Annotated in this window: 14 protein-coding genes and 1 riboswitch; of the genes, 5 read left to right on the top strand and 9 right to left on the bottom strand. The window is 54.4% G+C overall.

What is annotated here, in order from left to right; translation table 11 throughout:
• Positions 1-82: 82 nt before the first annotated feature.
• From CRO19_RS23705 to CRO19_RS23695, 3 genes are all read right to left on the bottom strand, one after another.
• The gene (locus CRO19_RS23705) at positions 83-850 is read right to left on the bottom strand and encodes a 3-oxoacyl-ACP reductase (protein ID WP_097098276.1); all 768 of its coding nucleotides are present in this window, start codon (positions 848-850) and stop codon (positions 83-85) included.
• A gap of 86 nt (positions 851-936) precedes the next feature.
• Positions 937-2,385 (bottom strand): acyl-CoA reductase, encoded by a 1,449-nt coding sequence (locus CRO19_RS23700; protein WP_097098275.1) that lies wholly within the window; start codon positions 2,383-2,385, stop codon positions 937-939.
• The gene (locus CRO19_RS23695; RefSeq protein WP_097098274.1) at positions 2,382-3,464 is read right to left on the bottom strand and encodes a LuxE/PaaK family acyltransferase; all 1,083 of its coding nucleotides are present in this window, start codon (positions 3,462-3,464) and stop codon (positions 2,382-2,384) included. The genes CRO19_RS23700 and CRO19_RS23695 overlap by 4 nt, the downstream gene beginning before the upstream one ends.
• Positions 3,465-3,563: 99 nt before the next feature.
• Positions 3,564-3,690: riboswitch (TPP riboswitch) on the bottom strand.
• Positions 3,691-3,826: 136 nt separating this feature from the next.
• Between CRO19_RS23695 and CRO19_RS23690 the strand changes: the two genes are divergently transcribed.
• Positions 3,827-4,093 (top strand): DksA/TraR family C4-type zinc finger protein, encoded by a 267-nt coding sequence (locus CRO19_RS23690; RefSeq protein ID WP_097098273.1) that lies wholly within the window; start codon positions 3,827-3,829, stop codon positions 4,091-4,093.
• A gap of 6 nt (positions 4,094-4,099) precedes the next feature.
• On the opposite strand, the gene CRO19_RS23685 is transcribed toward CRO19_RS23690, so the two are convergent.
• Positions 4,100-5,104 (bottom strand): helix-turn-helix domain-containing protein, encoded by a 1,005-nt coding sequence (locus CRO19_RS23685; RefSeq protein ID WP_097098355.1) that lies wholly within the window; start codon positions 5,102-5,104, stop codon positions 4,100-4,102.
• A gap of 117 nt (positions 5,105-5,221) precedes the next feature.
• Between CRO19_RS23685 and CRO19_RS23680 the strand changes: the two genes are divergently transcribed.
• Positions 5,222-6,724 carry an MFS transporter gene (locus CRO19_RS23680; protein ID WP_097098272.1) on the top strand — a complete coding sequence of 501 codons (1,503 nt, stop codon included), beginning with the start codon at positions 5,222-5,224 and terminating at the stop codon, positions 6,722-6,724.
• 19 nt (positions 6,725-6,743) lie between these two features.
• Here the strand turns inward: CRO19_RS23680 and CRO19_RS23675 are convergent, their stop codons facing one another.
• The 3 genes from CRO19_RS23675 to CRO19_RS23665 form a co-directional block, all read right to left on the bottom strand.
• Positions 6,744-7,955 carry an MFS transporter gene (locus CRO19_RS23675; RefSeq protein WP_097098271.1) on the bottom strand — a complete coding sequence of 404 codons (1,212 nt, stop codon included), beginning with the start codon at positions 7,953-7,955 and terminating at the stop codon, positions 6,744-6,746.
• Positions 7,956-8,113: 158 nt separating this feature from the next.
• Positions 8,114-9,151, bottom strand: coding sequence for an AI-2E family transporter (locus CRO19_RS23670; RefSeq protein ID WP_097098270.1), 1,038 nt, complete (start codon positions 9,149-9,151; stop codon positions 8,114-8,116).
• A gap of 149 nt (positions 9,152-9,300) precedes the next feature.
• Complete coding sequence (locus tag CRO19_RS23665) at positions 9,301-11,988, bottom strand: cation-transporting P-type ATPase (RefSeq protein ID WP_097098269.1); 2,688 nt, start codon at positions 11,986-11,988, stop codon at positions 9,301-9,303.
• Positions 11,989-12,743: 755 nt separating this feature from the next.
• On the opposite strand from CRO19_RS23665, the gene CRO19_RS23660 reads away from it, so the two are divergent.
• From CRO19_RS23660 to CRO19_RS23650, 3 genes are read left to right on the top strand one after another with little or no spacing between them, the layout of a single operon-like run.
• Positions 12,744-13,829 (top strand): efflux RND transporter periplasmic adaptor subunit, encoded by a 1,086-nt coding sequence (locus CRO19_RS23660; protein ID WP_097098268.1) that lies wholly within the window; start codon positions 12,744-12,746, stop codon positions 13,827-13,829.
• Positions 13,829-16,882 (top strand): efflux RND transporter permease subunit, encoded by a 3,054-nt coding sequence (locus tag CRO19_RS23655; protein ID WP_097098267.1) that lies wholly within the window; start codon positions 13,829-13,831, stop codon positions 16,880-16,882. Before CRO19_RS23660 ends, CRO19_RS23655 begins: the two co-directional genes overlap by 1 nt.
• The gene (locus tag CRO19_RS23650; RefSeq protein WP_097098266.1) at positions 16,879-17,844 is read left to right on the top strand and encodes an acyltransferase; all 966 of its coding nucleotides are present in this window, start codon (positions 16,879-16,881) and stop codon (positions 17,842-17,844) included. The genes CRO19_RS23655 and CRO19_RS23650 overlap by 4 nt, the downstream gene beginning before the upstream one ends.
• On the opposite strand, the gene CRO19_RS23645 is transcribed toward CRO19_RS23650, so the two are convergent.
• The gene (locus tag CRO19_RS23645) at positions 17,831-19,348 is read right to left on the bottom strand and encodes an alpha/beta hydrolase (protein WP_097098265.1); all 1,518 of its coding nucleotides are present in this window, start codon (positions 19,346-19,348) and stop codon (positions 17,831-17,833) included. The genes CRO19_RS23650 and CRO19_RS23645 overlap by 14 nt on opposite strands.
• Positions 19,338-19,895 (bottom strand): lipid IV(A) palmitoyltransferase PagP, encoded by a 558-nt coding sequence (pagP, locus tag CRO19_RS23640; RefSeq protein ID WP_097098264.1) that lies wholly within the window; start codon positions 19,893-19,895, stop codon positions 19,338-19,340. The genes CRO19_RS23645 and pagP overlap by 11 nt, the downstream gene beginning before the upstream one ends.
• Positions 19,896-20,064 lie beyond the last annotated feature (169 nt).

The following is a 20,064-nucleotide window of genomic DNA, read 5'->3' as shown; positions in this document are numbered from 1 at the left end:
TGCTGACAGCACCGCACCTATCCACATATTGCGCAATAAATTGCGCCGCTACGACGCGTGCAGATAGGTTTATGCGCACGCATCAGCTCATCACCAATCCACCATCCACATACAACGTCTGCCCGGTGACAAATTCGCTCCAGTCTGATGCCAGAAACAGCACCGGTCCGGTGATATCTTCCGGTCGTGCGATGCGGCGCAGCGGGGTTTGTGCGGTGAGGAAATCGCGCACCTCTTCGCGCGTTGCCTGGCTGGCATCGGTGGGATAAACCAATCCCGGAGCCACGCAGTTGACGCGAATCCCCAGCGGGCCGAGTTCTGTGGCCAGCGTGCGGCTAAAACCGATCAGCCCCGCTTTCGCAGTGATGTAATCGTGATAAGGCACGGAAGGACGCGCCACCAGATCACTGACGATATTGACGATGCTGCCGCGCACCCGTGCGCGCATCAGCGGCAGCGCCGCCTGGCACAGGTTATAGGCGGCTTTGACCGAGCCATCGAACTGTGCCTGATAGGCTGACCACGGCGTTTCCCAGAAACGCTGGCGAAGGTCGGTATCAAACACATAGGGAGCAAAGGCGTTGTTGATTACGGCATCAAGGCAGCCGGTGGCGCTGACGATCTGCTCCATCATGGCGTTGACCTGCTGCTCAGAGGTGACATCTGCCGCGATGGCTAATGCCTCTCCGCCCAGCGACCGGCACGCCTCAACCACGCTAGCGGCAGCGTCTGCATTGCGCAGATAATTGACCACCACAAAAGCGCCTTCCGCGGCGAAGGCTTTGGCAAGGGCAGCGCCAATGCCCCGGCTTGCACCGGTAACCAGCACCGTGCGGTTAGTGAATTTCATTAAAGGCTCCTGAAATATGGGATGTGATGCAGCGAAATCTTAGAGGTGTCTGGGTACGTATGAATGCGCGCCCTGCAATATGCATATCAGTCTGCATAGGGCGCGAATCGATCAGCCGCCGCCTCTGCGCCCTGCTCGATCTCGGTGATAGTGACCAGATCAAGCAGGCTAAAACGGCCATCGTGATGCCAGCCCGCTTCTGGCGACGTCATGTCACCGAACGCCGTAATGCGGGTAACACCCGCCTGGCCCAGCAAAGCGGAAAGACGAAACAGTTCGGCAGGCGTTGCAGCCACGCCTGCCGTCTGGAGAACCTGGCGCTGCTGCGCTAACGCCTGTATAGCCTCCTCCAGCGCATCAACGGCGACCACTTTCAGCGTGCGTCCGAGTGCGGAAGGTAACAGCGCTTCCGCTTGTGCCACGCTCACCACCGCCCAGCCGTCGGTGGGATGGCCGTAAAGCGTTCGGCCATCCGCCAGCGCACGCATCTCTTCGCCATTACGCCATGCCGCGAGGCTGTTCATCTCTTCAATAGCCAGTGGGCGGCGCGGATGTTTACGTGCCAACGCGGCAAGTTCATGCGCGATATAGGCGGCGAATTCGTCCGATGACACCGCTCCTCCGCGCTCGACAAACAGCATCTGCGGCGAGTAGCAGCCGGCCTGGTCGTAACGCATCACGTCATAAGCCACGCGTCGTGCCAGTTCTGCGCCCTGACGGGTATTGAGCGCCGAGGCGGCTACCAGGCCAACGCTGATTTTATGGCCGTGCGGCAGGAAACGCGTGGTGACAGGCAAACGCTGCTGAATGGCGGCGAGCGTGTTGTTGCCACCATAGGCCAGCACCACATCCGCTTGCCGTAACCAGGTCGGCTCAGTTTCCGCGCTACCGCCCTGCCACCAAACCACCGCCAGACACGCGCCAAGCTGAGGATCGATTTCGGCCAGCAGCTGCGCAAACCAGCTCGCCATCAGCGGTTCATTGCCGGGTAATTTGCCAATGGTGCCGGCCTTCACCAGCAAACCACAAATCAGGCTCCACAGCGGTAAGCCCGGCACATTGCCAGCCCAGATATGCAGCAGGAGTTCCGGGCCAAACGCACGGGCAAAACCGCCTTTGGGCCGTGGCTGAAAATCATCCAGCATCTGCGGATGGGCGAAGTCCTCCGCCAGAAAGCGCTTAAGCTGCGGCTGGCGAAATGTCTTGAGATAACCGGTGAGGCCAAGGCGCACCATGTCTGCGTCATAGCCCGTCACGATCGGCAGCAGCTTTTCGGCCTTGATGCGCAAGGGATGCGTGCGATCCAGCAGTCGCGCCACCGCTTCATCAATAATGGTGATGATCTGCGCCACGCTCAGCTGATGCAGATAGGCGCGCGCATTGGCGCGTACGCGGGCAGTCAGCACGATGATTTGCGCTTCGTTCAGCGCCGGAACATCCACTTCCACGATCTCACTACCCTGACCAAATCGCAGCGTGTGCCATTGCACTTCGCTGGCGCATAAGCCCGGCAGATGCCCCGCCACTTCTTTCACGGATTCACCTGCGCGGCAGCCAGAAAATCTTCCATGGTCAGTGAGCATCCCTTTGCATTCGCGCCGGTTACCCGTCCAAGCAGGTGAAAACCGCCAGGCACGATGACGCCCGCATCCTCCGTCAGCAAAGCGGAAACGGAATTGAAATGCGCCAGATCGTGATGTACCAGCACGCCAACTTCGCCATCGGGCATGTCGTCGCCGGTTAATGGGTTCACCACACGCGTGCGGATCCAGTGCGGGCCGGATTTGACCGGCGGACAGATTTCATTGCCCTCGTCATAAAATTGCGTGCTGATTTCCGTCATGCCGTACATGTTGATGCACTGCGCGCGTGGAATGCCAAAGGCATTGGCAAGCGATGTGTAAAATGCCTCTGCGGCAACCTCGCGGGATTGGCCTTTAAATCCGCCGGTGTCAAGAATACGGCTGCCGGCGGGAAGGGAGAAACGACGCTGCTGGCGCTGCATTTCGTCCAGCAGCGGTACAAAGCTGTAGCTGGCACCCAGCAGCGCATAGGGTTCACCGCTGTTTTCAGCCTGCTCAAGCGCGGCGAATACGCGTTCCACGTCGAGGCCGTGTTCACCCACCATCACTTCACTTGCGGGTGTACCAAAGGCCTGTACCGCCAGCGCCAGGTATGTCGCCAGCGAGGAGTTTGGCATCGCGACGGTATCCGGAAACAGAATCCCCATACGAATGCGATCGACGCCTGCCATAAAGCGCTGGCGGAAATTCAGCATCATCGAACATTGCCAAACGTCCAGCGTTGGATGGTAGCTGCGACCTTTGACTGTACCGGTGGTGCCGCTGGTCATAAAAACAGCCTGCATCGCTTCGATGGGGCCACAGCTCAGGGTAAAGTCTTTGAAAGCGGTAATCGGAATCGCCGGAATATTGCGCCAGTGTTTGACCGTCAGCGGCGTGCGTCCTCGCTGGATGGCGAAGCGGCGATAGGGTTGGTTGTGGGCGAATTGATAGGCGAAGATTTCGAGGGCCAGCTGGTTGAAATCGTCATCCGAGCTGTCGCTGCGCTGGAGGAAAGCCAGCAACGTTGAGATTATTGCCGATTCGGTCATGTTCGTAGCCACCTTTGCGATTGCATTAAAACTCCCCGGCATCACCCGAAGAGCGCGAACTGTCCGCTACAAAGCACAAAGATGGAATCAGGGCGTGCAAGCCCTGCGGTTCCGCATCCCTACGCCGGTATTAGCCGGATCAGGTTCGGAGGGTCACTACGATGCCAGTAAAAAACACCAGCCGGCAGAATCTCAGCCCCCTAACAGGGCACCCCTTGGAACAAGCCGCAGTCTAGGATGGTGCCTGATGATGTGTCAATAGGAGTAAAAAAACGGCTGATGTTGCACGGCATCGTTGCCTGACCGGCATTTATTGCATGTTGCCTTATACTTAGTTCATGGCTTTGCGTAAGAGGTGAAATATGGCGGGCGGTTGGTCTGATGATGGTGCAGTAAACAAACAAATTGATGCCACGGTAGATGATGCCGTGGCACGGGCGCGCAGTCATCTCGGACACGGTGAAAGTGCCGAGTTTTGCGATGAGTGCGGCGCTCCCATCCCGGAAGCGCGCCGTGCGGCGTTAAAGGGCGTGCGTTACTGTGTAAATTGTCAGAGTAACATTGATAAAAAACAGGCGGCGATTGGCGGTTACAACCGTCGAGGCAGTAAAGATAGCCAGCTGAGGTAATCCCCATCACCCGACTGCCACCCGTGCACTAAACGCCTTGCGCCACTTAGTCGGCGTGGTGTTAAGCCGCTGCCGAAAGTGATGGCGCAACGTTTCGGGCGATCCAAAACCGGCCTGCTCGGCTACCCGCTCAATACTCAGCATGCCGCTCTCAAGCAGCGCGCAGGCTTTCTCCAGACGAATGCTCAACATCCACTCGCCGGGCGTGGTACCGGTGGCATCATGAAAGCGACGCAAAAACGTGCGTCGACTCATACCGGCTTGCCTGGCCAGCTGCTCAATAACCAGCGGCGTATTCAGATTGCCGCGTAAATCATCCAGCAGCGGAGAGAGCGTTTTTGCCTGACGCTGCGGCACCGGTTGCTGAAGCAACTGCGCCTGATTGCCTTCACGCAGCGGCGGCGTCACCATTCTGCGGGCGGTACGATTGGCGACTTCAATACCATAATCCCTTCGAATCAGGTGCAGACATAAATCGACACCCGCCGCACCACCTGCTGAAGTGATGATGTCGCCCTCATCAACATAAATCATGCCATGCTCAACGTGAACCGCCGGGAACCTTTGCGCCAAAATATTGGTGCTGTTCCAGTGGGCCGTGGCACGCTTTCCATCCAGTATTCCGGCCGCTCCCAATACAAAACTTCCGGCACAGATGGAAACAATGCGCGTCCCCTTGCTGTGCGCTTGCTGTAACGCCGCAATCAGCCGGGGCGATGCAGGCTCATGCACGCTGCGCCAACCGGGAATAACAATGGTGCCCGCGGCTTCCAGCAGTTCAAGCCCGCCATCCACCACCAGGCGAATTCCCCCCTGCGCGCCAAAGGTGCCCTCTTCCACTGAGGCTACGCTCAAATCATATAACGGTGCGCCAAAAACCTCGTCTACCCTACCGAAAGCCTCAACGGCCGTACCGAATTCGAAGGTACAAAGGCATTCATACGCAAGAAGCACCAGGCGGCGATTGATGGGTGCAGGAGAATCGGCGCGGCGCGCTGAGGTGATGTGCATATAAGGTCTATCCGCAATATTGGCATGATCTTGACGATATATGGCATCGCGCGCAATTTCCATCATCACGTCACTGTTTCATGCTGGCACTCACTTACCGTTTTACAGGGATTGCGTATGAAGAACATGTTAGCGCTGATGGCGGTTTGTCTCGCCGCTTTAATGTCTGGTCTGGAAATATCCAGCGTGCCGGTAATTTTGCCGGTGCTTGAGCGCGAAATGCACGCCAGTTTCCGCGAGTTGCAGTGGATCATGAACGCCTATACGCTCGCCTGCACCGCAGTGCTCATGGCCACCGGCACGCTGGCGGACACCTATGGACGCAAGCGTGTTTTCCTCATCAGTATCATGGCGTTTAGCCTCACCTCACTGATGTGTGGCGTGGTCGACAGTGCGCGCTGGCTGATTATTGGACGCGCGCTACAAGGGTTAAGCGGTGGTGCCATGCTGACGTGCCTGATTGCCATCCTTTCATCCCAGTTCCCGCAGGGAAAATCACGCAGCCGCGCGTTTGCGGCATGGGGGATGACGTTTGGCTTTGGTCTGGGGTTTGGGCCGATCATTGGCGGCATGCTGGTGGCCTGGTTCAGCTGGCAATGGGTATTTTTGGTACACGGTTTTATCGCGTTACTCACCCTGATTCTGGCGATGAAAAACGTGGTGGAGTCACGAGATAGCGAAGCCAAAAAACTCGATTTTGCTGGGCTGGTGACGCTATCTCTCAGCGTAGTGGGCATCACCTACCTTATCACCCAAGGGCGTTCCCTGGGTTGGGGCAGCGCAATCGTGCAGCTCTGTATGCTGGTCACCGCGGTCAGCGCGCTGCTGTTTGTGTGGATTGAAACACGCCATCCTCACCCGATGTTTGATTTCACCGTGTTTCGCATTCGCCCATTCTCTGGCGCGCTGATGGGCTCGATTGGCATGAACTTTAGCTTCTGGCCGCTAATAATTTATCTGCCGGTTTATTATCAGAGCGGTCTGGGCTACAGCAGCATGGCAACCGGGCTGGCGCTGCTGGCCTATACCTTGCCTACGCTGCTGATGCCGCCGATTGGTGAAAAACTGGTGGTCCGTTTTGGCGCGGCGCGCTTGATTCCGCTGGGTTTGTTGAGCATCGGCGTGGGCTTCATATTGATGAAATTCGCCGCTGAATATCACACCAGTTTATTACCCGGCGCGCTGCTGGCAGGCATGGCGTTGGGGCTCACCAATACACCGGTGACAAACACCACCACCGGTTCAGTGCCCGGTAACCGAGCGGGCATGGCATCAGGAATTGATATCAGCGCGCGGCTGATTACGCTGGCAATCAATATCGCCTTGATGGGGAGTTTGCTGGTAGCCAGCGTGGCGGCAAGTTTGAAACGCATCATACCAACCCTCAACGATGCGCACGCGCTGGCAGAACAGATTGCCAGCGGTGGCGAGGTTGCGCTTGCTCATGACGTGGCGCAGCAGGTGCTTACTGAGGGATTTTCAGCGGTGCTGACGTATGGCGCGACCGGCGTGTGCGGCCTGGCGCTGGCGAGTTATTGGTTATTCAACGGCAAATCGAAGCGCACGCGTACCATCGCCGATAAGGGCTTTGTCGGGTGCACTGTTAAGCGCACCCGCTAGAACATAGCCCGAAATCTTCCTATTCAGGCGTCTGTGAGGAGGAACGATTATTCGATGACAAAGAGATGCCCAGGCCTAATGCCGCCATTGCAACGATTGGAATGCCGATCATCCACGGCAGGGTAAACGTCACAGCAAACAGCGCCGTGCCCGTTGCCGGCCCCACGGAGTCACGCAGATCGCTGACCACGGATAGAGCGGCCATATAGGTTGCCCGCAGCCGGACCGGAGCCAGTTGATTGACTGCTGCGGGCATCAACGGTCCGACCATCATTTGGGAAAGGGAGTAGAAACAGACGGCCACGATCAGGGAGAAGAGATGAGAGAAAATCAAAAGCACGGCAAAAGCCAGTATCAACGTCGCGCCAGCACTGAGAATGATGAACATCGGCGAACGCAGAGCCAGCATTCTGGTCAATGTTAACTGCCCAAGTGTGTTAAGCACCGCGCCCAAAGTGAAGAGCAGCCCGACATTGGCGCTGCTGATCCCCAGTTGATTATAGGCATAAAGCGGCATGACGGCTTCGACCCAGCTGCCAGCAACACCCAGCAGCAGCGCCCAAATCAATAATGCGGCAAGTCGGCGATCGCGAAAAGCGGGCATTAACGCACTAAAGCCCTCCTCCTCTTCAGCGTCTTCGTCTGCAAGTTGCTGCCGGGTTTCGGGCAAGAGAATAACCAGCATCACGCCACCGCAAAGCATAGAAATGCCACTGGCCAAAAACACGTAACCCAGGTTGCTTTGCACGATTAGCGCTCCCAGCAGCGGCCCCGCGATCCCCCCCGCGCAGGCGAAAACGCGAGCTTTACTGAATTGGTTGCGATGCTCAGCCTCTGGGGTTACATCAGCGATCAGCGTGTATATCGTCGGATGAAGTACGGATTCAAAAATCCCGATGATAACCAACACGCAGGCGGTTTCTACCACGCCATGGGTGAAAAAGAGGGCGATGAAACCAAGGCCGATGCCGCTAGCCGACCCAATTAGCACCGGCCTACGACCAATGCGGTCGGCAATGCCGCCAATAAACGGAGCGGCGATCAGTTCACCGCCGGCATAGCAGCCAAACAAAAAACCGATTAGACCAATGGGAATCGCCGCCGAGTGCTGAGCCCAAAGTGGAAAGAAAGGCACCATAAGACCGTCAGCGAAGCCCGCAATAAAGAAGAGAATGAAGCCAGCAATTTGTGGGTGGGGAAATGAAATCAGCGGAAGAGAAATTTTAGACATGTAATCGTTACCTGCACACCAGAAATACTCCATTTCGGAGTAGGAGGATGTGCGTTGGCTAACGTAAACGCTTACGACCTTGTTAGGGCTCTGCTAAAGTAATCAATAATTTTTTAGCATTCAACAATAATGTGCAAACTGCCTACAGCTTCAGGGTTTTATTCTGCATTATTGCGGGCTTCATTCACCTGTTGCTGAGCGTAACTCGCCAGCCACATTTTTTTCAGCAAAAAGGTTAGCGGAATGGCCAAAATCGCGCCAATGATGCCGAGCAGCGATTGCCAGATAAGGAATGCCAGCAGTTGCGTAGTTAGCGCCATATTCAAACGCTTGCCTAATAACAACGGCTCAATGACTGAACTGAGTAGTAAATTCAGAGCGACAAAGAACAGCGCCACTATCACCGCGGTTTGAATATCAAACAGCATATAACTTTGCAGAACCGGTGGGATCGCTGCCATAAACGATCCCAGCACCGGAATATAGTTAAACACAAACATCAGTACGCCCCAGAAGAAAGCGAATTTAAGTCCGAGAAAGTGCGCGCCAGCCCAGACAACAATGCCACCGAGAATACTGGTGAGGGTTTTGACCTGCGCATAAACGATCACGCTTTGAATGCCCTGTTCAAGCGCAATGTAATAGGGCTGATATTTATCCGCGGCGCGTTTATGTAGCGCGAGTTTTAGGTTCTTCATTTCGTAGAGCATAAAAAACAGCATCAGAAATACCATCAGCCACCAGGAAAGGATGCTGGGTATTTGCGTGAGAAACCCGGTAACAAAACGCACCACTTCACCGGCATCAATAAAGGCCAGCATATCGTTGGGCGTCAGGACAATACCCAAATGGCCAAAAGCCTGGGTAATGGGTTCGAAGCGATCGGCCAGTAGCTGCGGCGCCTGGCGGCTCAGCTGTATAAGATCGGGCGTTAAAACAGTGAGTTTGATGATGGTGAAGACAATCACCAGCAGCAGTAAAACAATCACCAGCAGTGATGAGACCACGCGTGGCACGCGCTTTCGCTCGAGCTGATTAATGAGGGGATCAAGCATGATCGCCAGGAAAAGAGAGAGTAACACCTGACTAATTAGCGGGGAGGCGAGATAAATGCCGGTGAGAATAATGGTCAGCGTGGCAAGAATGAATAGCACGCGCAAAAACATCGGCCAAAAAGAAAATCCATTCAGTCCCATCTTGAAGATCCTTTAGCGAATACCACGGATATTATAGAGAAAAATCTATCCGCCGAACCCTCTTTAACACGTCCTGGAGAACGATGATATTCCCGACATCCAGACACGATGATTGCTGGTCTGGATGTTATCCTCTGCTATCTCCGCAATTACCGGGTTCTGAATCGCCTTGTGAGGGGTTTCTCAATTTCCACTATCAAAAACATCACGAAGCCGATGAGTAGGGTAATAACCCAATAACTGAAAGGCAGCGCGGTAGTACCAAACAGCAGTTGCATAAAGGGTGCATAGATAATCAACAGTTGCAGCACCAGCAGTACCGCACTCACAATCCAGATGCCTTTATTCAGCAGCAAACCTTTGCTTAATGAAAAACCGTCGGAGACGCGGCAGTTCAGCATATAGAACCACTGAGCCGTCACCAGCGTCTGCAATAACACGGTGCGAATAAACTCGGGCGAATAGCCGCGCGGTTGTAACCATGCTTCCAGCACAAAGGCGCTGATGGCAATCATTGAACCGACAAAAATGACTCGCCAGATGGCAAATCCATCCATCACATGCAGCTTAGGATCGCGCGGCGGGCGTCGCATAATATTTTGCTCTCCGGCCTCAAAGGCCAGGCCGAAAGAGAGCGTGGCGGAGGTAGCCATGTTCATCCACAGAATTAATACCGGTGTGAGCGGAATTAAATTCCCTGCCAGCAGTGCAATGATGATCAGTAACCCCTGCGCGAGGTTCGTCGGCATAATAAAGAGAATGGTTTTTTTCAGGTTATCATAAACCCGCCGCCCTTCTCTGACGGCGCTAGCGATGGTGGCAAAGTTATCGTCTGTCAGCACCATGTCCGCGGCTTCTTTAGTGACCTCGGTACCTTTGATTCCCATGGCGATGCCGACATCTGCCTGCTTCAATGCAGGCGCATCATTCACGCCATCGCCGGTCATCCCGACGACCTCTTTTTTGCTCTGCAGCGCCTGCACCAGGCGGAACTTATCCTCGGGGCTGGTACGGGCAAAGATGTCATAAGATTGCGCCGCTTCACTGAGTTGATGATCGTCCATCACTTCCAGTTCACGTCCGGTAATGGCGCTCGCGGCGTTACCAATACCCAACATCTGACCAATACTCATGGCCGTTTGCGGGTGGTCACCGGTGATCATTTTGACGCGAATCCCGGCTTGCAGGCAGTCGCCAATTGCGGTGATGGCTTCCGGCCGCGGGGGATCCATCATTCCGGCAATCCCCAGCAAAATCATGCCGTGATGCAGATCCTGATGGGTTATTTCACTTTGTCCTGGCGTGGCGGGTTTCCAGGCCGCTGCCACCATGCGTAATCCTTCGCGCGCATACTCTTCAATTTTGGCCTCCCACCAGGCGAGGTCGAGTGGCTGCAGACCGGTTTCCGTCTGCTGCTGCTGGCAATGCCTGAATAACACATCGGGTGCTCCGGTGAGCAGCACACACTCCTCTTCGCCAATGCGATAGTGGGTAGACATATATTTGTATTGCGAATCAAAAGGAATCTTACTGCGCAGCTCCGTGATCACCGACGGTAGCTGCCCTTTTGCCGCCAACACCTTCAGCGCGCCTTCGGTGGGGCCGCCGGTGATCTTCCATAGCCCGTTCTCATCTTTAATCAGCTGGCTGTCATTACACAAATCAATGGTGCGCAGATAGCGCTCCAGCAGCGACCCTTGGATAATCGTCAAAGGTGCAGCATCGTCAGCTTTATGAATGGCCCCCACCGGTTCATAGCTTACGCCCTCCACGCGGTAAATCTGATCGGCGGTGATAATGGCCTTTACGGTCATTTCATTCATGGTCAGCGTGCCGGTTTTATCCGAGCAGATTACGGTCATCGCCCCCAAGGTTTCCACGGTGGGCAATTTACGAATGATCGCCTGCTGCCGGGCCATGGTTTGCACACCCAGGGAAAGAATGATGGAGATAATGGCGGGTAATCCCTCGGGAACCGAGGCAACGGCAAGGCTAATCAGTGAAAGCATGAGCTCGGAAACCGGCATATCGCGGAACAACACACTGAAGACAAACAAGGCTGCCATCATCGCCAGAATAATCAGGAAAATGGCTTTACCCAGTTTGTCCATTTGCACGAGTAGCGGGGTGCGATGCTTCTCGATATCGGACATCATCTGGTTGATGTGGCCCAGTTCCGTGGCGCCGCCGGTCGCCACCACCAGCCCTTTTCCGCCCCCCGAACTCACGGTGGTGCCGGAGAACAGCAAATTCGTGCGATCGCCCAGCGGCAGTTCTCCACTCAGGGCCTCTGTACCCTTCTCAACGACTGTGGATTCGCCGGTAAGAATCGCTTCTTCAACCCGCAAATTATGGGCTTCGATAACGCGCAGATCAGCCGGGATGCGATCGCCCGCGCGGATAACCACCACATCGCCGGGTACCAATGCGGTGGTTGCCAGCGTCTCGTGATGACCAGCACGGATAACCACCGTTTCACTGGAAAGCATATTGCGAATGCTCTGCAGGGATTTTTCCGCGTTGCTCTCCTGAATGTGACCAATCAGGGCGTTCACTACCGCAACACCGAGGATCACCAGCGTATCCACCCAGTGGCCCATCACCGCCGTCAGGACCGCGGCCGCCAGCAATACATAGATTAAAACATCGTTAAAATGGGCCAAAAAGCGCAGCCAGGCTGGCTTGCCGGGCTTTTGAGGAAGCGCATTTTCTCCATACTGCTTTAATCTTGCTTCCGCTTCGGAACCACTTATCCCCTCGGTTGAACTGCCGGTATGCGTCAGCGCTTCATCGACAGAAAGCTGATAATAGGTACTTTCCGGTTTAGCTGTATTCATCGCTTTCTCCTCAAATCCTGTTTCGGAAATCAAGGCGGTGATATCTGGTTATGCACAGATTGCCATTAAACGAAAAGCGCAGACTCATTATTCCAGGCTGGAAAGAGGCACGCTCAGGATTGAAAAATAGGTAATTAATGGCTGCCAGCCCTAAGCTGAGCAGCTAAAATGCTGTAAGGCAAACGCTATAAATTTGAAAAATGAACGCTATAAACGTAGCACAGGTAAATTCAGCGCATTCATTTAGCAAAAGAAATAAGCAATGTGAGCGGGAAACTTATTCGCGCCCTTCACATCGTAATAGATAATAAAAAAATCAGTGTAAATTCATTGTAATGCTAGAAGTCCCACGTCTATTATGAAAACATTATGGCGATACAAAACTCTAGCCACCTGGATTTAATAACTATAAAAATAGCATTTTGTAGATTTTTGTTTTATTGATTTCAATAAAAATATTACAAATCATCTCCCTTTACTTTTTTTGACTTATCGGTCTATGCTCATCCATAACAAAATATCTCATTGAACCCTTTCCCGTTTATAGCGATGACGCCGTTTTACTGCGGCCCTGGTTAATGGAGGCAGCTATGCCTGTCTACAGCCTTTTTCGTATCAGCCTGTATGTTGTCCTGGCGATTATCACCTGCTCTGCCGTTGGCTTATTTACCTACGCGGTAGTTTCGATGTTGGGAAACTAATAAGCCACTAATAATAAAGTTGATAATTAACGCATTATTTCTGAGGGTAATACAGTGACGCGTTATTTTACTCTGCTTGCCATTGTTATTTTTATAACAACCGCTTGCGATCAAAAAAAGCAGGAAGTCGCTCCGCCACCGCGCATGGTCAAAGTTTTTGACGTTATGGCTTCCGGCGCATCGCAACAGCGCATATTTCCGGCTCGCATTGAGTCTGGCGACTCCACAGAGGTGTCATTTAAGCGTGGAGGGCAGATTGAGTCACTGGATATTCGTCAGGGAACCCGCGTGGTGCAGGGGCAGCAAATCGCCAGATTAACCGCACGCGAAGCCCAGCAACGCGTTAATGAACGACAAACTGCCGCCACGCTTGCCCAGCGCCAGTTTGCCCGCTTTCAAACGCTTTCAGGCCGGCAGGCAATTTCGCAGGCAGAGATGGACGTGCAGCGTGCCAATCGGGATGCCGCCAATGCAGCGCTACAAATCGCGCGCGAAGAGTTGGGTCAAATGACGCTGACCGCGCCCTTTAGCGGTATTGCCGCTACGGTTAATGTTCGCAATCATCAGGTGGTTGCCGCCGGTCAAACCATCGCCACCCTCACCCGCACCGATCTACTCGACGTGGTGTTTAGCGTGCCGGAGAACCTGTTTACCGCGTTAGATATGCGCAACATGACTTATCGACCCGTGGTGCGCATTAATAGCCTGCCGGATCGTGAATTCCAGGCAGAATACAAGGAACACACCGGCAGCAGCAGCAGTAACACCCTGACATGGCAAATTATTTTGACTATGCCGCGCCCAGCAGATTTTCCTGCAGTAGGCGGAGTGAGCGGCACGGTGACGATTAATCTCGCCAATTTGCCAGCCAATGTGGATCGTGAATCCCTCGTAGTACCTGTTGAAGCCGTGTTCAATCCGGATAACAGCCAGCGTAACGAACCCCACGTATGGGTTGTGCAGGGCAGCGGCGATCGGCTGCACGTGGAGGATCGAAAAGTCAGCGTCGGTGCAGTGACCGATCGCGGCGTGGTGATTACCGCCGGACTTCAGGCAGGGGAACGCGTGGTCGCCGCCGGGGTGAATGAACTGCATGCCCAGCAGCCGGTGCGCATCTGGACGCGTGAGCGGGGGTTGTAATGGATATCTCCCGGCAGTTTATTGATAATCCGGTACGCGTCTGGCTGGCGATTTTGTTACTGGGCGTCGGCGGTATTTTTGCCCTGCTCAATATTGGTCGCCTCGAAGATCCCGCGTTTACCATTAAAACCGCGGTGGTGGTTACGCATTATCCCGGTGCCTCCGCTCAGCAGGTGGAAGAGGAAGTCACTTTGCCACTGGAGAACGCGCTGCAGCAGTTGCCGTACCTAGACAACGTCAGTTCGATCTCATCTAATGGGCTGTCACAGATTACAGTGAACATTGCCTCACGCTACCATTCCCGTGAATTGCCGCAAATATGGGATGAACTGCGGCGCAGAGTGGGCGACGCGGCGCGTTTCTTTCCTCCCGGCGTTTCTGCACCGTTCGTCAATGATGATTTCGGCGATGTCTTCGGTTTTTTCTTCACGATTTCAGGCGATAACTTCAGTAATTCGGAGTTAGTGCAGTACGCGGAGCAGCTGCGTCGTGAACTGGTGCTGGTTCCGGGCGTGGGGAAAGTGGCGCTCGGCGGAGTGATCCCCCAGCAAATTAACGTCGATGTTTCGCTGACGATGATGGCTGCGCGCGGCATCACCCTGCCGCAACTTGCCAGCGTGCTGAGCCGCCTGAATGTGGTTTCAAGCGCGGGAGAGATCAAAGCCGGGACGGAATCTATCCGCCTGCATCCCACCGGTGAGTTTCAAAACATCGAAGAGTTAAGCAATCTGCTGGTGAGCCCGCCGGGCGACCACGCCACCACCCGATTACGCGATATCGCTACGCTCTCGCGTGGGCTGAGCGATTCGCCCTCCAGCATTTACCATGCCAACGTACGTCCGGCGGTGACCATGGGAATTTCGTTTATCCCTGGGGTAAACGTGATTGACGTTGGTCGTGCGCTGGAGGCCAAACTGCAGCAGATGTCGGCAGAAAAGCCAGCGGGCATCCAACTCAATGTGTTTTACGATCAGGCTGCGGAAGTGGCGCACTCCGTGAATGGCTTTATTGCTAATTTCCTCATGGCATTAGCGATTGTGGTCGGCGTGCTGCTGATTTTTATGGGCGTGCGCAGCGGCATAATTATTGCGCTTTCACTGGCGCTGAATGTGCTGGGTACGCTGCTGATCATGTATCTGTGCGGTATTGAGCTACAGCGTATCTCGCTGGGCGCGCTCATCATCGCCCTCAGTATGCTGGTGGATAATGCCATTGTGATTGTCGAAGGCGTGCTGATGGCGCGCCAGCAAAACTCGCCCCTCATGACCACCATCAACTTCGTTATTCGCCGCACCGCCTTCCCCCTCTTGGGAGCGACAATCATCGCCATTCTGGCGTTTGCCCCCATCGGATTATCGCAGGATTCTACCGGTGAATACTGCAAATCGCTGTTTCAGGTGTTGCTGATTTCCCTGCTGCTGAGCTGGTTTTGCGCCCTCACTATCACACCGGTACTGATCAAATGGTGGCTGTTTAACGCGCAGGCGTCAGCAGCCGCCGCGGTCAGTGTCTCACCTTATGAGGGTGGCTTTTATCGGCTTTATCAGCGGATGTTGCAGGTGCTGCTCACGCAGAAAACCCTCACGCTTTCTCTGATGGCGGTGCTGCTGGCGTTAGCAATTTGGGGATTCGGCTCGGTACGGCAAAATTTCTTTCCGTCTGCCAATACGCCGATCTTCTTTGTCGATCTCTGGTTACCTTACGGCACCGACATCAAATCTACTGAAAACATGGCCAGCGAGATTGAGAAATCGATTACCGGCCAGCAGGGCGTGATCTCGACGGTAACCACCATTGGTCAGGGCAGCATGCGCTTTATTCTCACTTACAACGGGCAGCGCCAGTACAGCAATTACGCGCAGATCATGGTGCGCATGGACGATCAGCGCAATATCACCGCCCTTACCCGGCGTATTGACAGCTACATTGCACGCCAGTATCCGCAGGTGAACGCCAGCACCAAACGGGTGATGTTTGGCCCTTCCGGCGGCAGCGCGATCGAGGTGCGTATTAAGGGACCCGATCCCGACAGAATGCGGCTGATTGCCAGCCAGGTTGATGCCATCCTGACTCAGGATTCCGCCACTGATAGCGTGCGGAATGATTGGCAAAACCGCAGCAAAGTTATTCGCCCGCAGTACAATCTGGCGCTCGGCCGTGAGTTAGGCGTGGATAAACAGGATGTTGATAACGCGCTGGAGATGAATTTCTCAGGCAGCCGCGTGGGGCTTTATCGTGAAGGCGCCGATTTGCTGCCGGTAATGGTGCGGCCACCGGCCAGCGAGCGGCAGGACGCCAATCATCTGAATAATGTGCTGGTGTGGAGCCAGAGCCAGCAGCAGTATATTCCGCTCAGTAATGTTGTAAGCGGCTTCAGCTTGCAATGGGAAGATCCGCTGATTCTGCGCCGCGATCGCAGCCGGGTGCTGACGGTTCAGACCGACCCGAATCCGCTCAGCAACGATACGTCCGGTGATATTCTGGCGCGCGTAAAGCCGCTGATTGATCACATCCCGCTGCCGCACGGATACAGCATCGAATGGGGAGGCGATGCCGAAAGTTCCAGTGAGGCGCAGCAAGGAGTGTTTACCTCGCTGCCGCTGGGGTATCTGGTGATGTTCGTCATTACCGTGCTGATGTTCAGCTCACTGAAGAATGCCGTTGCCATCTGGCTGACGGTGCCGCTGGCGCTAATCGGTGTCACGCCCGGTTTCTTGATCACCGGCATTCCGTTTGGTTTTATGGCCCTTATTGGCCTGTTAAGCCTGAGTGGCATGTTGATCCGTAACGGAATTGTGCTGGTTGAGGAGATTGAACAACAGAAGCTGTTGAAGCCGCTGGGAGAAGCGATCCTCTATGCCGCCACCTCGCGTTTGCGCCCGATTTTGCTCACGGCTTTCACTACCGTGCTGGGACTCGCGCCGCTGCTGCGTGATGTATTTTTTCAAAGCATGGCGGTGGTGATTATGTTCGGCCTGGGCTTTGCAACCGTACTGACGCTGCTGGTTCTGCCGGTGATCTATGCCTGCTTCCATCGCCAAACCGCGTCATGAATAATACCGGGCTCAATGTCATCAAAACCCTGGGTTGCATGGCGGCAGTGACGTTCTTCACCCTGTACAACACCTGGGATCGCTACGATTATGATTACCACTGGATTCTGGCGTTTCTTACCTTTATTTCCACCATTGCTACGCCGCTGTTTTTTGTCGTCGCCGGGATTATGGATGCGCGCGCCGAGCAGGATGTGCACTGGCAGATAGGAAAGATCAGAAATGTGGTGATCGTGTTTCTCTTCTGGATGACGATCTATTACCTGTGGGAACCTTATCAGCGCGGCTATTTGATTCAACCGTGGTTCGTTTTCTCATTCATTATTATCTACAGTTTTCATCCGCTGCTGCTCTGGCTTAGCCGGCATCGGCTGCTGTTCTGTGGGCTGGTGTTTAGCCTGCTGGTCTTTTCTTACGGCTACGACCTGCTCTCGGTTTTGTATCCTGATGAGCACCTCTTTAGTCTTGAACCGCAATATCGCCTCTGGACGTGGCTGCTGTTTTACTTAACCGGCCAGCTGCTGGGCGATGCGCTAATTGCCGACTGGATGGCGCGCAAAAAGGTGGCGCGCGGCGCGATTATCGCCCTGCCCGTTATTTATCTTTTCACCTGGTTTTACGAGCAGCACTTCTTCTTTGCGCTGTTTAAAGCCGATCGCAATGCCTTCATCCTGACCGGATCGCAAATCTATCTGCTGGTGGTGGCGCTGGTCATTGCCGCCAGCGAGGTGCGCTTTCGCCGCAATGCGGCCATAAAAGAAGCCCTGCTGGGGACCATTAGCAAAACCATGACCGGAGTCTACATCCTGCATTATTCGGTATTCCACCTGGTGACAGCGCTGATTCCGATTACCTCGTTAGCCACCAAGCTGACGCTGATTGTGGTCACCTTTGCCGCCTCGGTGTTGCTGTCGCGGCTGATTCTCGCCAGCGGCTGGTTGAAACAAGTCATAACGCTTTAAGGCAGGGTTGAACATCAGCCTGGCTGCTGCAATCGATGCGCCCTTTTATCTGCAGCATCATAAAATCAAAAAACGGATTGGATGTATTGCGCATCAGGGTATCAAGCCCAACGATCAGGCTGGCGGTTTCGCCACGCAGTGAAATGGTGCCAAAGCTAATGCCATAACGGTTCCTTTCGCTCGGTTCGCGGCCATACAACGAATCGCTAAGCGGAAATGGCAGCGCAATATGCGATAGAGAATACGTATCCTGCGGCCACGCCGCATGCAATGAACGCACTCTCTCTTGAGTTTCTTCAGCCGGGGTAATACGCGCCACGGTGTCATAGGTATTGGGCGACGCATTGGTGATCACCGTGGATGTGTAGCGACGCGGTGCCGGGGGCAATAAACTGTTTGCTGCCGAATACAGTGCGGGTCTGAAGAGCGCGCGTAGGTTTGCCGCCTGATTGATGTCGAACATCACCAGCTCGCTGCCGTTATCCGGCAAATAGCGATAAAACGCATTCACGACCGCGCGGGTGCTGATGGTGGAATCCAGCACGGACTGGAAGGTCAGCACCGGTGGAAATGCCTGCATTTTTCCGCTGCGTATGATGTGCAGCATTTGATCCTGCATGGCCTGGGTTAATAGCCAGGATTGACGCGCGGCGCGCACAGGAAATGAGTTGTATTTAAAGGGATTATATTCCGGAACGATACTCAGCCAGGCGGCTTTGGCGAATCCTGGAATGGCTGCTGGCCAGCCTGCTAATCCGGCAAATCGCGCATAGGCGGTGACGCCAATCATCGGCGACAACAGCACAATCTGCTGCGGTTTACGCAGCGCGTTATTTTGCAGGCTATCGAGGCTGTACTTCACGGCTAATGCGCCGCCGTTGGAGTAGCCAACCAGATGTAAGGGCACATTGTTTCCCGCCAGGCGCGTGGCTTCGCGCACCGCTAAGCGGGTCACCGCCATCCACATTTGCCAGTCGACTTTAGTGAGCGAGCCGGGTGCCGTGCCGTGACCGGGCAAGCGCGGCACCACCGCTACAAAGCCCTTTTGCTGATAGGCCTGCGCCAGATAACGCATGCTGTAGGGCGAATCGGTTAACCCATGCAGCAATACCACAGCACCTTTCACCTCACCTTCTGGTTCAAGAATAAAAGAGCGATTCCAGTCGGTATCAAACCGCGCTGGATAAACTGAACTGTGTTGGTTAAAGCGGTTAAGTGGCGTTTTATCCTCATCACTGAGTTGATCGGTTACATTGACTTTCATGTCATGGAAAATGGCATCTTCTCGCGCCAGATAATCAGCGAAGCTGGCGCGATCAATCTCATCTTTCGCCATTTCATGTGCGGCCCAGGTATGCCAGCGGTGCAATGGCGGCCCCTGCTCGGATTGATAACCGCGAATCCCCAGAAACACGATGAGTAAAACCAACACGCCCACGGCTGTTCGCTTAAGGAGTTTGCCAATTTTATCTTTGTACAGTGCGTTAGCGGCATCAGAACGCATAGCGTAACCAGGCGAACAGCACGTTGCCGTTATTGTAGGTGCCGGGAATGTAAGTGAACTGCACGTTGAGGCGTTTATAGCCCGCAGAGAACAGCGGCAGGACAATGGGCAGCGGGACATAATTGGCGAAATCATCCCGTGCCGTAATGCCAGCGGTTAGCCCCAGACCGAGACGAAAATCGCGCTGCTGGTCCAGATACCAACCTTTCTCCCAACCATAGCCAACAATCGGCTGCCATTCATTATGCGAATCTTTAAATGCCATCGCATAGAGCGCGCTCCAGTTACCCTCTTCATTGATGCGTGAAACGCCGAAGCCACCGCCCCACGGCGTTTCATTATAGTTGTCCGTTTTCTCTTTATCGTAAGCGAAGCGCGCGTGCCAGCTAATAAAGGGCAAATAGAGATCGTAATACTGCGGTTCCTGCCAGGTTTGAGAAACGTCCTGCTTGAGCCATTCCCAGCCATCACTCAGCGTGCCAGCCGCGCTGGCAGGAAAGACACTCAGAATCAAGATAAGAGACCAGGTCGCCTGAAGACTTCGCATAGTTTATGCCTCTGAAATTCATCGACATGAAAAGGGGGTGGAAAAGCTGACGTGCTAAGAGAGCAGATCAAGCCACTTAACCGGGTAGATTATAGTTGCTTGTTATTGCTATAGGAAATTTCTGACGGGCCAAATGCCCATGGCTATGGGCCGATAAAATCCGTTTTAT

Source organism: Candidatus Pantoea floridensis (assembly GCF_900215435.1).
Classification (GTDB): Bacteria; Pseudomonadota; Gammaproteobacteria; order Enterobacterales; family Enterobacteriaceae; genus Pantoea; species Pantoea floridensis.
Note: the sequence above shows the minus strand (reverse complement) of the source record. Positions and strands in the feature narration are given on the sequence as shown.

What these genes read in the sequence shown, in the direction of transcription:
- CRO19_RS23705 (WP_097098276.1), bottom strand. Translation starts at nt 850, where the DNA reads ATGAAATTCACTAACCGCACGGTGCTGGTTACCGGTGCAAGCCGGGGC.
- CRO19_RS23695 (WP_097098274.1), bottom strand. Translation starts at nt 3,464, where the DNA reads ATGACCGAATCGGCAATAATCTCAACGTTGCTGGCTTTCCTCCAGCGC.
- CRO19_RS23690 (WP_097098273.1), top strand. Translation starts at nt 3,827, where the DNA reads ATGGCGGGCGGTTGGTCTGATGATGGTGCAGTAAACAAACAAATTGAT.
- CRO19_RS23685 (WP_097098355.1), bottom strand. Translation starts at nt 5,104, where the DNA reads ATGCACATCACCTCAGCGCGCCGCGCCGATTCTCCTGCACCCATCAAT.
- CRO19_RS23680 (WP_097098272.1), top strand. Translation starts at nt 5,222, where the DNA reads ATGAAGAACATGTTAGCGCTGATGGCGGTTTGTCTCGCCGCTTTAATG.
- CRO19_RS23675 (WP_097098271.1), bottom strand. Translation starts at nt 7,955, where the DNA reads ATGTCTAAAATTTCTCTTCCGCTGATTTCATTTCCCCACCCACAAATT.
- CRO19_RS23670 (WP_097098270.1), bottom strand. Translation starts at nt 9,151, where the DNA reads ATGGGACTGAATGGATTTTCTTTTTGGCCGATGTTTTTGCGCGTGCTA.
- CRO19_RS23665 (WP_097098269.1), bottom strand. Translation starts at nt 11,988, where the DNA reads ATGAATACAGCTAAACCGGAAAGTACCTATTATCAGCTTTCTGTCGAT.
- CRO19_RS23655 (WP_097098267.1), top strand. Translation starts at nt 13,829, where the DNA reads ATGGATATCTCCCGGCAGTTTATTGATAATCCGGTACGCGTCTGGCTG.
- CRO19_RS23650 (WP_097098266.1), top strand. Translation starts at nt 16,879, where the DNA reads ATGAATAATACCGGGCTCAATGTCATCAAAACCCTGGGTTGCATGGCG.
- CRO19_RS23645 (WP_097098265.1), bottom strand. Translation starts at nt 19,348, where the DNA reads ATGCGTTCTGATGCCGCTAACGCACTGTACAAAGATAAAATTGGCAAA.
- pagP (WP_097098264.1), bottom strand. Translation starts at nt 19,895, where the DNA reads ATGCGAAGTCTTCAGGCGACCTGGTCTCTTATCTTGATTCTGAGTGTC.